General features: G+C 36.9%; 14 protein-coding genes, 1 tRNA gene and 1 pseudogene. 6 read left to right on the top strand and 10 right to left on the bottom strand.

Annotation, left to right across the window (positions count from 1 at the left end; all coding sequences use genetic code 11):
• Window positions 1-145 precede the first annotated feature (145 nt).
• Window positions 146-1432, bottom strand: coding sequence for a D-alanyl-D-alanine carboxypeptidase family protein (locus NHG49_RS06545; RefSeq protein WP_088048348.1), 1287 nt, complete (start codon window positions 1430-1432; stop codon window positions 146-148).
• A gap of 154 nt (window positions 1433-1586) precedes the next feature.
• Window positions 1587-1814 (bottom strand): hypothetical protein, encoded by a 228-nt coding sequence (locus NHG49_RS06540; RefSeq protein WP_000251865.1) that lies wholly within the window; start codon window positions 1812-1814, stop codon window positions 1587-1589.
• 436 nt (window positions 1815-2250) lie between these two features.
• Between NHG49_RS06540 and NHG49_RS06535 the strand changes: the two genes are divergently transcribed.
• Together NHG49_RS06535 and NHG49_RS06530 are read left to right on the top strand one after the other, a co-directional pair.
• A complete protein-coding gene (locus NHG49_RS06535; RefSeq protein ID WP_063260295.1) occupies window positions 2251-2475 on the top strand; it encodes a hypothetical protein in 225 nt (74 codons plus the stop codon).
• Between the two features lie 189 nt (window positions 2476-2664).
• A tRNA-Val gene (locus tag NHG49_RS06530) sits at window positions 2665-2737 on the top strand.
• Window positions 2738-3161: 424 nt separating this feature from the next.
• Here NHG49_RS06530 and NHG49_RS06525 read toward each other — a convergent pair.
• The 8 genes and pseudogenes from NHG49_RS06525 to NHG49_RS06490 form a co-directional block, all read right to left on the bottom strand.
• Window positions 3162-3350 carry a hypothetical protein gene (locus tag NHG49_RS06525; protein WP_258125625.1) on the bottom strand — a complete coding sequence of 63 codons (189 nt, stop codon included), beginning with the start codon at window positions 3348-3350 and terminating at the stop codon, window positions 3162-3164.
• Between the two features lie 39 nt (window positions 3351-3389).
• Window positions 3390-3635, bottom strand: a complete 246-nt coding sequence (locus NHG49_RS06520) for a DUF4176 domain-containing protein (RefSeq protein WP_064476760.1) — start codon at window positions 3633-3635, stop codon at window positions 3390-3392.
• The gene (locus NHG49_RS06515) at window positions 3636-3833 is read right to left on the bottom strand and encodes a hypothetical protein (protein WP_064476761.1); all 198 of its coding nucleotides are present in this window, start codon (window positions 3831-3833) and stop codon (window positions 3636-3638) included.
• 13 nt (window positions 3834-3846) lie between these two features.
• Window positions 3847-4062 carry a hypothetical protein gene (locus NHG49_RS06510; protein ID WP_064476762.1) on the bottom strand — a complete coding sequence of 72 codons (216 nt, stop codon included), beginning with the start codon at window positions 4060-4062 and terminating at the stop codon, window positions 3847-3849.
• A 142-nt stretch (window positions 4063-4204) separates the two neighbouring features.
• A pseudogene (locus NHG49_RS06505) lies at window positions 4205-4423 on the bottom strand (hypothetical protein); the annotation flags it as partial.
• A gap of 125 nt (window positions 4424-4548) precedes the next feature.
• Window positions 4549-4731: a DUF3976 domain-containing protein gene (locus NHG49_RS06500; protein WP_064476764.1), complete on the bottom strand. Its 183-nt coding sequence runs from the start codon at window positions 4729-4731 to the stop codon at window positions 4549-4551.
• A 28-nt stretch (window positions 4732-4759) separates the two neighbouring features.
• Window positions 4760-5137, bottom strand: coding sequence for a permease (locus NHG49_RS06495; RefSeq protein ID WP_088048347.1), 378 nt, complete (start codon window positions 5135-5137; stop codon window positions 4760-4762).
• 2 nt (window positions 5138-5139) lie between these two features.
• Window positions 5140-5349 carry a helix-turn-helix transcriptional regulator gene (locus tag NHG49_RS06490; RefSeq protein ID WP_098101841.1) on the bottom strand — a complete coding sequence of 70 codons (210 nt, stop codon included), beginning with the start codon at window positions 5347-5349 and terminating at the stop codon, window positions 5140-5142.
• An 823-nt stretch (window positions 5350-6172) separates the two neighbouring features.
• Here NHG49_RS06490 and odhA point away from each other — a divergent pair.
• The 4 genes from odhA (at window position 6173) to NHG49_RS06470 (ending at window position 14423) form a co-directional block, all read left to right on the top strand.
• A complete protein-coding gene (gene odhA, locus NHG49_RS06485) occupies window positions 6173-9040 on the top strand; it encodes a 2-oxoglutarate dehydrogenase E1 component (protein ID WP_098101839.1) in 2868 nt (955 codons plus the stop codon).
• A 132-nt stretch (window positions 9041-9172) separates the two neighbouring features.
• Window positions 9173-10432, top strand: a complete 1260-nt coding sequence (gene odhB, locus NHG49_RS06480) for a 2-oxoglutarate dehydrogenase complex dihydrolipoyllysine-residue succinyltransferase (RefSeq protein WP_088048345.1) — start codon at window positions 9173-9175, stop codon at window positions 10430-10432.
• A 125-nt stretch (window positions 10433-10557) separates the two neighbouring features.
• Window positions 10558-12477 carry a putative thiazole-containing bacteriocin maturation protein gene (locus tag NHG49_RS06475; protein ID WP_258125623.1) on the top strand — a complete coding sequence of 640 codons (1920 nt, stop codon included), beginning with the start codon at window positions 10558-10560 and terminating at the stop codon, window positions 12475-12477.
• Window positions 12474-14423, top strand: a complete 1950-nt coding sequence (locus tag NHG49_RS06470) for a TOMM precursor leader peptide-binding protein (RefSeq protein ID WP_098101835.1) — start codon at window positions 12474-12476, stop codon at window positions 14421-14423. Before NHG49_RS06475 ends, NHG49_RS06470 begins: the two co-directional genes overlap by 4 nt.
• The last annotated feature ends 3 nt before the right edge of the window (window positions 14424-14426 follow it).

Raw genomic sequence — 14426 nt, 5'->3', positions numbered from 1 at the left:
TCACTATCGTTCTTTAACAAGAACACAAGTAAATAATATAACGAACAAAACGGAAATGCAATAAGAAAATTTACAATTATTAGTTATTTTTAATATATAAAAAAAGACTGTGACAAAGTCTCTTCACAGCCTTTTAACTAGTAATTTATTTTTCTTCTGATTTCATTCCTGTTGTATTTCGGCGTAGCACTACAAATAAAATAGCTCCAAATAATAGAGCGGCACCTATCCCAATGCTTATTATTTTCACATTTGATTCGTTTACTTCAGGCGTAGCCGTATCTTTTTTAGGCATCGCAAAAGTAACATCTTCTTTGGAAAGAACATTTATCGTCGCAATTGTTTGATTGTTTTTCGTAATATCAACTGCACCAACTACCTCACCACGATGAATTCCTTTATGATACAAAGAATCTTTATCTAATGAAGCTGTACGGAAAATCGTCCTCACGTTTTTCCCTTCATCTTTCTTAAGCATAAGTTCTGCACTTTTTTCAAGTTCGCTATCAATATTTTTATTTAAATACGTTGTCTTTTGGTGCCAACTATGTTTATCTAGTACAGTTTGCTTCACAAATTGACCGAAAGAATAGTCCGCCATCTGCTTCAAATCTTCATAAATTTCAGGTCTTTGAGAAGCCATCACTACATTTATAATACGATTTCCATCCTTCTCATTTAATAAAACGAGCGTATTGCGCGCTTCATTTGTAAAACCCGTCTTTCCACCAATGCTATATGGGTTTTCAAAATAAGTAGACTTGTTAAAAATAGAAACCGTCTGTCTAGATGTCGTAACTGTCGTTCTTTTCGTATTCATTGCTTGCAAAATTTCAGGATACTTTTGTACGCCTCTCGTAATCATAGCCATATCAAATGGCGTTGTATAATGGTTCGGATCATGCAATCCATTTGGCGTTACAAAGTGACTATCTGTAGCACCTAATTGCTTCGCTTTCTCATTCATCAGATGAGCGAAATTCTCAACACTTCCCCCAATACGCTCCGCAATCGCATGCGACACATCATTGGCACTCAGTACCATTAAAATCATAAGCGCAGTATTTCTATTAATCGTCTCACCAGGTTGAAATTCAATTTGATAATTACTCTTCTCTTGATCTAATGCTAATTGTGAAAACGTAAATTGATCCTCTGGCTTCGTATGCTCCATAAGTAAAATCGCCGTTAATACTTTCGTCATACTAGCGGGAAATGCACGATGATGTGCGTTTTTATCATACAAAACATCTCCAGTTTTCGCATCAATCGTAGTTGCAAACTGACTAAAAACATTTGGCCCTTCCTTAGGTGGTGGTGCCACTTGCTCCGGATTCACTCCAATATTCGTCTCAGCACGTAACGTCATAGGTGTCAAAAAAAATAAACAAATAACGGTAATAAAAGCCAAAATTTTCTTAAAATTTACCATATGACTCTCCCTTTTCCTATACTCTCACAGTCTAAAAACTGAATCTACCAATCCATACGTAATTTGTATTAAATTGGAAGAATATTCACTGTTTTTTACTATATCATACTTTTACGATAAAGAACATAAATATACAATAAAAAATAAGAAAGAATTATTCTTTCTTATCCTTCTCATCAATTAATGAATCTATTAAATTTTGACTAGCTTCCTCAGGTGTAATCTCATCTGTCATCCCCATAAATGACCAACCTTTAGAATCGACCCACTCAACAAACTCTTGTAAAAACTCATCATGTGTAACATCCACATCAAGAATTGATCCATTAATCGAAATCGTTCTATTTCTAGATACACGCATCTTGAACGTTTTCCTTACCATTACAATAATTCTCCCTCTACTCTTGAATATTTATAAAGTGAAACTTTAATCCGTGGGGGTTTTCTTCATCTCCCACGGATTATTAGTTGAACCAATCGGGCTTTTACGGGCAGTTAATCTCCCACCTAACTTCTTCGCTTTCGCTGAATTTTGAGCAGGGATCTTACTGCCCGTTAATGCGGGGTAAAATAATCTTGTATCTCTGTTATACATGATTTTAAGTAAATTGTAAAAAGGATATATTGGCCAGTTTGCATATTGAATCCAAAAACCTATCATCCTGCAAAAATATCAAACGATATGTAAATGATCATAAATGACTAAATAAATTCACATAAAAATAAAACAACTTACCTTTTATCACACCAAATACAAATGACTTTCGTACAATAGAATGGAATATAATGGTAGAAAACTTAACGTGAGGAGGAACTCTATGGCGCGTTGTACGTATTGTAAAACGAAGTGGACAATAAAAGATGTATGGTCAATACTCGTGACATTTGAAAAAGATTGTCCGTATTGTTTCGGAAGGCAGTATCTATCAAAGAAAACATTGAACGCTATGCCAGAACTTATTAGCTTACCTTTACACTTCTTATTCCCTTTTCTTGTTGATTTAAGTGATGAAGGTCCTTTAGATTGGTATCGAAAAAAATAATATAACCACTTTATTCGAATCGACTTTTCATTACATTCTCTACTTATATATTCCTTAATACACGACTAGCACCATTCCAACTACTTTCCCTTCAAAAGTTTAATATAAAAATATTGTAAAATTTCAGTCAATTATATATAATTACTTTAGCATAAAGATTAAAGTTGCTGGTACATACGCATTTTTGAAGATCCCGTAGCTCAGCAGGGAGAGCGCCACCTTGACAGGGTGGAGGTCGTGAGTTCGAGCCTCTCCGGGGTCATAAAACCTAATAGTATCAGGGCTTGAGAGGATATTCTCAAAAGCTAAAACTGTGGGGGTCTCCATCAGACACCACAAGTTAACAGAGGACTACTTCTAGTCAGCAAATCAGCTGGCTCTTTTTTGTTTCTATAAAACCGAGAAAGGACTGACAAGAAAATGCTACTTAAGTTTGTATAGTAATTAAAATTATAGTTTTTACACTCTTTGAAATCAGTGAGATAACTCTTAAGACTACTGTTTATTTAACTCAGATTCCCAGTTTCACCTACAGTAATCCCCCTCAGATATCCTAATTTAACGATACTCTACTTAGTAATTCTATACAAAAAATAAAGCAAGGATTTCTCCCTGCTTCTGTTAGCTTCTTTTATTGAGAAGATTAACCACCAATATTCTTATCTGCCATTCTATACAGTTTATATCTATTTTGCCCTCTTCTTTTTTCGATTTCTAAATATTACCTCTAACACTACTACTGCGATGAATCCTACAGTTAGTTGTAAACCTGTAAACAGAAGTTTAACATTTAGAGGAATGTCAGGTGCACTCCACATTAACGCTGGAGGAATAAGGATACCAATAATTACAACAATTCTCATTACCTTCCCCATTTTTTTCTCCTATCATATCTTTAAGATTTACGTTTCTTTTTACAATTCTACTAATTTCTCACGTAGAGCCAATTCACTCTCAGTCATATACCCTCTCATTTCTTCCACAATCTTATCGTGATTAAAGCATAATACTTTTTCCTCACCCAAATAGCCAACTGGATAAGGAACACCTATATAATTGAACTCACGATTATCCGCTGAAATAACCATTCTTCCAATAATCATCACAAATTGTTCTATATCTTCTAGCTTCACAACTGTTCCAATCGGTAAAAGTTTCATTTATTTATTCCCCCTTTTTTTATTGACTTTTTCCATAAGATTTATAACAAATGAGTTCCACACTAGAGAAAATCCAGTAAATATAAGAACAGCCAGCGAAATAACAATTTTATCTTTCCACGTTTCTCCATTTATCATAGCTAGTATAATTAATAGTACCGCTGCAATACATATTACTACTTGTGTGACTCTACGCATTTTAACCCCATCCTCACTCTTCCTTCTTAAATTTAAATGAGAATCCTCCACCATAACCATTAGGTGCTGTTGCGGAAAATCCTGATTCTTCACCTGCACGGATTTTATAACCATATCCACCCAGTATGATTTCACCTTTAACATCTATATCATAGTCACCTAATACAGGGATATAATCAGGGATCTTAATCTTCGTAATTTCCGCTTCGTATACTTGTAAAGCTATCATGCTTTCACTTTTAAAAGAAAATCCCTCAATCCCCTGTACATAAGAAGCTACTCCTTGTTTGCTAGTAAGAGTTAATTCCTCCCCAAAACCTTTAGAAGAATTATATTTATAGGCTATCGTCTCTTCTGCAACAGCGCCTTCTATTTTTAGTAGTTTTTTTACTCGTTTCGATTTTCTTCGTTACTTCTCCGAGCCTTTGCCCGACTTCTTCTGCTTTGACAGGTTCATTCGTAACATAGTATTCTTGATCCTTCCATACTAACATCGGTGGCACTTGTTCTCGTTTGTTACATATTATATAAGTAATACTAGCTATAAGTAGTAGGCATGTTAATAAAAAGAAGATAGTTTTTTTATTCATATACTATGCTCCCTACCTATCATTTTATTAAATTATATAATACCCATTATATGTAGTAAATGGATATAGTGGGAATTTTCGGATTTTATATCAAAAAGAAAAACCTTACTCAAGTAAGGTTCATTCTATAGTGACTGATTTATTAAAACGATCATTACGATAATCGCTATAAACATAACAACTAAACAGCCGATCATTTTATAAAAGCCTCGTTTCGTTAACGTCCCACCTTGAACGTCTTTCCGAATAAATAAGAATACGGCTAAAAATAATACAATCCCAATGCCAAAAGCATACATCATTTGCATATATTAATCTTCCTTTCTCTCTTCCATCTTAATATCTTTTCGATAAAACAACAAATGAGATAAAAACTGTACTCATCGTAAGTGCCATTAGTATGTTTAATAGTTCAACCGCAGATAGTGTAATTACGTGTAGATTTAAACCGAAAGAGAAAAGAAGGTAATATGCCGTTAGCGCAAAAAAGCTGAAGAACATTCCTTTATAACGAATGAGTTTCATTCGCTCATCTTTTTCTTTAAATTGCGGATGTAAGTAACTTAAGCAGAAACACATAATCATCATCGCAAGTACTGTATACGTTGGAGCCGGTGGTGCGGAATGCGTCATTATGCCCGCTAATATCATGGTTCCACTCATAATACAGAAAATAATTCCCATAATTAAAAAGTACTTTTGTGAATAATTCATCCCTATTCCCCCTCTTCTTTTCCTTCATAAATAAATACATGTTCTATCGTTGTCTGAAATTTTTTTGCTATTTCAAATGCTAACGGAAGTGATGGATCGTATTTTCCCTTTTCAATTGAAATGATGGTTTGTCTGGAAACTCCAAGTTTCTCAGCCAATTTTTCTTGAGATAGTCCAAATTTTTTTCGGTATTCGACCATTTTATTTTCCAAGGAAATTTCTCCCTCCTCCCTTATCTCGAGTATATATGTAAAGTAAGCTTTACGTCAAGTTTCCTTTACATGCATTTCAGTTTGTTTCACTCTATTTATATAGAAGAAACTTTTTCATTTTCAGCACGTCTATTTTAAAATGAAATATGGAACACTGTAATGAACCTTTACTATATCTCCTCCTCTCTATTTTTAAAATTTAATATCTCCCTATTTGTTTTATCCTTTTAAAATATTTCATTCATCTCTTTATTCCACGAAATGCGTTATTGGTTTTACGGTGTTTTTCGTCATATTTATAGAAACTAACTGTTTATGAAGCATTTTTTATGTTTAGCAACTTTTTTTGTAGAAATCCTTCACTTTCCTTTCAATATTTAACACTATCTAAATAAAGTTTACGATAAATTCATAATTTTTTATTTTTTATACTATATTCCGTTATATTGTTGTATAATATCAATGAAAGCGCTTATTATTTCAATATACATAATTCGAACTCATTTTTATCGAAACATTCCAATTATTATACTTATATTTACATGCAACAATTTTAGTTATTCGTGTAGGTATACCAAATATATCCACCCCATTTTTCTGTAAAATTACTTTATAACATGAAAGATTAACTTGGGTGATAAGTTATTGTGAATGTTTTTTTACAAAACAGATAAGTAATAGTGTTTGGTATTATGTAAATTATTGTAATAACATAAGAGTAAAGAAAACATTTACATTGATTATTGGTTCATCAATTATTGAAAAGAGCAAAATGCACCTTTTGTATGGAAAAAGGATTATATGCATTGGGAGGTTTAAACAAATGACGAGGAAGAATACAACGACAAACCCTTGGGCCAAGTTCCATGGTCCGAACCTTGGTTATGTTATTGAGCAGTATGATCTTTACGTAACTGGAGCAGGTTCTGTTGATCCGGAATTACAAGAGCTTTTTGAAATTTTTGGAGCTCCTTCGTTTCAAGATAATGTCGTAACAGGGGACAACACAGCAACAAATTTTTCTCCTCAAAACACAGGGAACATTGAAAAAATTCTTAAAGTCGTTCAGCTTGTTGAACAGATTCGTTCATTCGGGCATACGTTGGCTCACATCAATCCGATGGAAGATGTTGCTAATGGACAATCTCTTCTTGAGAAAGCAATGAACGAACTGAGCGATGCTGACTTGAAAGCGATTCCAGCAAAAACAGTATGGCAAGATGCACCAGAAGGTATTCACACTGCACTTGATGTAATTCATAGATTAAAAGACGTTTATACAAAATCTTTAGCTTATGAATTTTCTCATATACAAGATAGTGAAGAACGCGCGTGGTTGCATCAAATGGTGGAATCAAATTCATTGCGTCAACCACTACCAAATAAAAAACGAACTGCTCTTTTAAAACGTTTAACAGCTGTTGAAGGTTTCGAGCAATTCTTGCATAAAACATTCGTTGGGCAAAAGCGTTTCTCTATCGAGGGCGTTGATATGCTTGTACCTGTTCTAGATGAAATTGTTCTAGAAGGTGCAAAGGGCGGCGTAGAAGATGTCATGATTGGTATGGCTCACCGCGGTCGTCTAAGCGTACTTGCACACGTATTAGAAAAACCATATAGTCACATGTTTGCTGAGTTCAAACATGCAAAAATAGAAGGCGCAGTGGCAAATTCTGGCTGGACTGGCGACGTGAAATACCATTTAGGTAGAGAACAAGTCGTTAGTAACGAAGAAGTTAGCACTCGCGTTACATTAGCAAATAACCCAAGTCACCTTGAGTTCGTTAACCCTGTTGTAGAAGGTTTTGCACGTGCGGCTCAAGAGAATCGTAAAAAATCTGGTCTTCCAGAACAAGATACTTCAAAATCATTCGTAATTTTAGTTCATGGTGATGCTGCATTCCCTGGTCAAGGTATTGTATCTGAAACGTTGAACTTAAGCAGATTGAACGCGTACCAAACAGGCGGAACAATTCATGTTATCGCAAACAATGCAGTTGGTTTTACAACTGATAGCTATGATTCTCGTTCTACGAAATATTCAAGTGACCTTGCAAAAGGTTTCGATATTCCGATTGTTCACGTGAACGCTGATGATCCAGAAGCTTGTCTTGCTGCTGCTAACCTTGCGATTCAATATCGTACATTGTTCAAAAAAGACTTCTTAATCGATTTAATTGGTTACCGCCGCTACGGTCATAACGAAATGGATGACCCAGCAGTTACGCAACCACAAGTGTACAAAAAGATTAAAAATCACCCAACTGTAAGAGCGATTTATGCAGATCAATTACAAGCTGCCGGTGTTCTAAATGCAGATGAGGTTGAAACAATGACTCAGTTTATACAAGAGCAATTAAAATCTGACTATGCACAAGTACCGCCAGCTGATACGAGCGCTGCAACAATTCACGTTAAAGTGCCAGATGTTGTTGCAAAAGGCATTCAGCCAATTGATACTGGTGTTGAGATTGACTCACTTCGTGCAATTAATGAAGGTCTACTATCTTGGCCAGAAGGCTTTAACGTATATCCGAAAGTGAAGAAAATTCTTGAGCGCCGTAAAGATGCTCTTGAAGAGAACGGTAAAATTGAATGGGCACTTGCTGAGTCATTAGCATTCGCTTCTATTTTACAAGAAGGTACGCCAATTCGTTTAACTGGTCAAGATTCACAGCGTGGTACATTCGCGCACCGTCATATCGTATTACACGATACTGATACAAATGAAACATATTCACCATTACATCGCTTACCAAACATTAATGCATCCTTCTCTGTTCATAATAGTCCGTTATCAGAAGCTGCTGTTGTTGGTTACGAGTATGGTTATAACGTATTCGCTCCAGAAACTCTTGTTATGTGGGAAGCGCAATATGGTGACTTCTCAAATACTGCGCAAGCATTATTTGATCAATATGTTTCAGCAGGAAGAGCAAAATGGGGTCAAAAATCTGGTTTAGTTCTTCTATTACCGCACGGTTATGAAGGTCAAGGACCAGAGCATTCTAGTGCACGTCCAGAGCGATTCTTACAGTTAGCTGCTGAGAATAACTGGACAGTTGCAAACTTAACGAGCGCGGCACAATACTTCCATATTTTACGTCGTCAAGCATCTATCTTAGGAACAGAAGCTGTTCGACCATTAGTATTGATGACGCCAAAGAGTTTATTACGTCACCCACTTACGCTTTCAACTGCTAGTCAGTTAAGCGAAGGACGTTTCCAACCTGCTCTAGAACAAGAAAACCTTGGTACAAAACCAACTAAAGTAAAACGTCTTGTTTTAAGCACAGGTAAAATGGCGATTGACTTAGCAGCAGAAATTGAGTCTGGTAAACATGAGTATAACTTAGATGAAGTTCATGTCGTTCGTATTGAACAGCTTTACCCATTCCCCGCTGAGAAAGTTCAATCTATTATTAAACGCTTTAAAAACTTAGAAGAAATTATTTGGGTTCAAGAAGAACCTCGTAATATGGGCGCATGGCATTACATGGCTCCAATTCTGTTCGAACTTGCTGGAGATAAAGTGAAAACAGGTTATATTGGACGCCCAGATCGCTCTAGCCCATCTGGTGGCGATCCATTCGCTCACAAAGCTGAGCAAGAACTAATTGTTGCACACGCTTTAGATGTGAAATATAACTTCCGTCAAGATAAACAAGAAATTGAAGTTTTCAGCAACTGAAAGTAACAATGAAGGTTTCTAGCCTGCTCCCCGGACAGATATTCTGCCCGGGGGCAAGCTAACAAATGGAGATTACCGAAGACAAAAGAAGAAAAAACACACCGTTAGGCAAATAAGGGGAGGACATTTAAAATGATCGAAATTAAAGTACCTGAGCTTGCAGAATCTATTACTGAAGGAACTATCTCACAATGGCTTATCAACGTAGGCGACAAAGTTGAGAAAGGTGGCAGCGTTGTTGAGCTTGAAACTGATAAAGTCAATGTAGAAATCATTGCAGAAGATTCAGGTATTGTATCGAAGTTACTAGGCGAACCTGGGGATACAGTTGAAGTTGGTGCAACTATCGCAATTTTAGATGCAAACGGAGCACCAGTTGCAGTAAGTACACCTGCACCGGCTGCTGAACAGCCAAAACAAGAAACAACTGAAGCACCGAAAGCTGCGGCACCAAATGCTGAGCAAACTACAACTTTACAAGGTTTACCGAATACGAACCGTCCTATCGCATCACCAGCTGCTAGAAAAATGGCTCGTGAATTAGGTATCGACTTAAACGATGTACGTAGCACAGATCCACTTGGACGTGTGAGACCACACGATGTACAAGCTCATGCTGCCGCACCAAAAGAAGCACCAGCTGCTCCAAAAAGTCCAGCTCCTGCTCCAGTTGCAAAAACGGAATTCGAAAAACCAGTTGAGCGCGTGAAAATGTCCCGCCGCCGTCAAACAATTGCAAAACGCCTTGTAGAAGTTCAACAAACATCTGCAATGTTAACAACATTTAACGAAGTTGATATGACTGCAATCATGGAATTACGTAAAGAGCGTAAAGATGCTTTCGAGAAAAAACATGATGTACGTCTTGGTTTCATGTCATTCTTCACAAAAGCAGTTGTTGCAGCATTAAAACAATTCCCATTATTAAATGCTGAAATTCAAGGCGACGAGCTTATCATAAAAAAATTCTATGATATCGGTATTGCAGTAGCAGCTCCAGATGGATTAGTTGTTCCAGTTGTACGCGATGCTAACCAATTGAACTTCGCTGAAATTGAAAGCGAGATTCGTAATTTAGGTATGAAAGCACGCGATAACAAACTTTCATTAAAAGAGTTACAAGGTGGTACATTCACAATTACAAACGGTGGTGTATTCGGTTCTCTAATGTCAACACCAATCCTAAATAGCCCACAAGTAGGTATTCTAGGAATGCATAAAATCCAAGTACGTCCAGTTGCGATTGATAACGAGCGTATGGAAAACCGTCCGATGATGTACCTTGCACTATCTTACGATCACCGTATTGTTGATGGTAAAGAAGCAGTTAGCTTCCTTGTTGCTGTTAAAGATATGCTTGAAGATCCAAAATCATTATTATTAGAAGGTTGATAGATTAATAATCTATTAAAGGCTGTAGAATGAATTATTCTACAGCCTTTTTTTATTGCATTCATACGGGACAAATTTCATAACATAAGCTAATAATGTATGCCTAAAACGTAAGGAGGATTAAAATGAATAACCTTCCAATTGATGCAAAACTTAAAGCAAATAAGGATACTTTTTTCCTTCCCGACTCAAACGGGGGTGTCTATTTTCGAAATAATGCCAGTTCATTTCGTATGGACGGTGATGGAATTTACAACTGGATTGAAAAATTAATGCCAATGTTTAACGGGAATTATTCTTTAGCAGAAATAACCGATGGTCTCCCTCTCCCCTATCAAAATCGTGTATTTGAAATTGGAGAGATTTTATATGAAAATGGTTTCGTTCGGGATGTAAGTCAAGATGCACCTCATGCATTAAATAGCGCATTACTTGATAGATACGCTTCACAAATTGAATTTTTAGAAGCTGATTCTCATTCAGGCGCTCTAAAATTCGAAACGTATCGCGCGGCAAACGTCCTTATAATTGGTTCTGGAGATATGCTTACTTCCTTAGTTTCTTCTTTATTAGAATCAGGATTACCTACCTTTCATTACCTTGTTACAGATTATGAGGAAACAAATTACGATCGCATTCATGAGCTAGTAGAACTTGCACATGAAGTTGATGATCATGTCCTTGTTCAGGAAATAGATACGACAATTGATCGTCCCCTGCATGAAGTGTTCGAGCCTTTCGACTGGATTTTGTATGTTTCTCAAAATGGAGATATTGAAGGCCTAAGAGCAGTTCACACGATTTGTAGAGAAGTAGGAAAGAACTTCATACCTGCCGTCTGTTTATCAGCACTTGGTATAGCCGGCCCTATCGTAATAGCTAATCGTGAAGAATGCTGGGAATCCGCATGGCATCGGCTACATGAAACGACTTTACAAAATGAACATTCATCAGCATCATTTTCACCACTTCCATCTGCAATGTTAGCAAATATAATCGTATTTGAATTACTTAAACGTGTCGCTGATGATTCTTACCGGGAAAAAGAACCACAATTCTTTTTATTAAATTACGAAACACTCGAAGGAGCATGGCATCCTTTTATAAAACATCCTCTCGCAACTGATGAAAGTTTTACAATTGATACGATAGAAAACCTTTCTGAACAACTTGAGCAGCGTTCCAACCAACATACCTCAACTGATTTATTCCGCTTTTTCGACTCATTAACTTCTAAAGAAGCTGGTTTATTCCATGTATGGGATGAACAAGATTCATATCAATTACCGTTATCACAATGCCATATTCAAGTAGCTACTCCACTATCAGATGGCCCTGCTTCCCTCCTGCCTCTTATGACTTGTGGTGGTTTAACTCATAATGAAGCGCGCCGAGAAGCTGGTTTAGCAGGAATTGAAACATATGTAGCGGAAATTATGCACCGCCTTATTCCTGAACATAATGATATCGGTATTGGCGCTGGAGAAACGATGACAGAAGGTGTATACCGGGCGCTACAACAACATTTAAATAATAAATTGTATGAGCGGCAGTCACATATGCTAGAAGAAATTACGACGATTGATTTAACTGAAATTCATGATAAACATTGTAGATTTTATTACGATGCTCTCTCTACAATTCATGAAACACCTAAAATAGCAGTAAGCGAAGAGATTCTCAGCTTCCCTGTCGTTTGGGTCGGTATAAATGATCGATGGTACGGTGCATCTAATATTAATATGACGTTAGCCTTACGAAACGCACTACAACTATCACTTCTTCATATTCAAAATGAAGAGACTCCTTACAGAGCTAATATCTTGCCTGAATCCTCTATTATTTTATATGACACGGATTCTTTTAGAGTGGAAATACAAGCGGAAGAAGAAGTTCCAGGTGTGCAATCTGTGCGGCTTGCCTTGCAACATTTAGAAGAACATAATTTTTATCCATTCGTGTTTGATTTAGCCATTGAATCATTTTTGAAAGAAAACTTAGATGGTGTGTACGGTGTATTAATTGCAAAGGAGGACAGTCTATGACTCAAAATATATTGCTTATAGGAGATGGCTTACTTGCAAACTATGCACATGATCAACTATGCAAACAATATTCTATCATTCGCCAACATAGCCTTACAGAAGAACTCCCTGAAAATATTCATCTCGCTCTCGTATTACATGATGGCTCTCCTTCTACTATTCATCATGATGCCGAGCTAATGTTTCGGTCAAATCATATTCCATGGCTACGTGCATTCACTTCATTTGGTGAAGGTATTATCGGTCCTTACATTCATCCTCTTGCAACTGGCTGTTCCAACTGCTCTGATGGACGCCGCTTTATCGCCGGCTTTGATCAACAAGAAATGTGGGAACTACAGCGGAAATATACGTTAAAGGCAGATAATGTAACAAGGCGTGATGTACGTGCCACCCAAAATGGTATGTTACAAATGTGCCATCTTATTCGTGCAGAAACAGAGAAAATATTAAATCATAGCCATTCTTCTTTAGAAAATGAACTCATTTTACTAAACTTACAAACACTGCAATGTACACGGCATTCTTTTCTTCCCGATCCGCTCTGCCCTGTATGTAGCAATTTGCCTGATGATACGGCGGATGCAGCAGCGATTTCGTTACAACCGAGCTTAAAAGCAAGCGAAGCAGCATATCGCTGTCGTTCCATTCATGAACTAAACACATTTTTAACGAGAGATTATTTAGATTATCGCGTCGGTATGTTAAACGGAAAAATGCAGCACTCTTTATTACCATTTGCTGACGTTATTATAAACATGCCATTAATGTTTGGAAATGAAGGTGTTGCAGGCCGAACTCATTCATTTGCAATAAGTGAAGCGACTGCTATTTTAGAAGGTTTAGAACGATATTGTGGTATGTCACCTCGAGGAAAAAAGACAAATGTACACGGCAGTTTTCATGAGTTAGAGGATCATGCACTTAATCCCCTCTTACTCGGTGTACATACAAATGAACATTATAATCGTAATAGTTTTCCGTTTAAACCGTTTGATCCTGACTATGAACAAAACTGGGTATGGGGCTATTCTTTATTACAAAACCGACCACTTTTAGTTCCTGAATCAATTGCTTATTATAGTCTCGGTCATCGAGATGCTTTCGTGTATGAAACATCAAATGGATGTGCAATTGGTGGTAGTTTAGAAGAAGCAATTTTTCACGGCATTTTAGAAATTGTAGAGCGTGACGCCTTTTTGCTCACTTGGTATGCCGAATTACCTCTCCCCCGCCTTGATCTTAGTTCAGCAAATGATACGGAATTACAATTAATGATTCAGCGACTGTACACGATTACTGGGTATGAGTTACATGCTTTTAACGCAACGATGGAACACGGTATCCCAAGCTTATGGGTAATTGCGAAAAATACGCGTGAAAATGGAATGAACGTTGTTTGTGCGGGAGGCTCTCATTTAGATCCTGTCCGTGCTTTAAAGAGTGCCATCCATGAAATAGCTGGCATGTTACTAATAGCAGACGATGAACTCGAACAAAAAAGAGAGCACTACGAAAACTGCTTACACGATCCTTATCTCGTTAATAAAATGGAAGACCATAGTATGCTGTACGGATTGCAAGAAGCAGAAGAACGGCTTCACTTCCTTTTACGTGACGATGCCCCTGTGCAATCGTTCCAAGAAATGAATGCATTACAATCAGTTAATATAGATTTAACATCCGATCTTCATCAACTTTTAAACCGTCTGCAGCAATCTGGACTTGAAGTAATCGTTGTAGATCAAACAGTACCTCTTATAGAAAAAAACGGATTACATTGTGTAAAAGTCATTATTCCAGGCATGCTCCCGATGACGTTCGGTCACCATCTCACTCGGGTTACAGGACTAGATAGAGTGTATACTGTACCGATGACACTTGGATATAGCGCTGAGCCTTTAACGAATGCACAATTAAATCCACATCCGCATCCGTTTCCATAGTAA

The sequence above is a fragment of the Bacillus sp. IBL03825 genome (genome assembly GCF_024712505.1).
Taxonomy (GTDB): Bacteria; Bacillota; Bacilli; order Bacillales; family Bacillaceae_G; genus Bacillus_A; species Bacillus_A wiedmannii.
The sequence above is the reverse complement of the archived record's forward strand: the minus strand, read 5'-3'. Positions and strand labels throughout refer to the sequence as shown.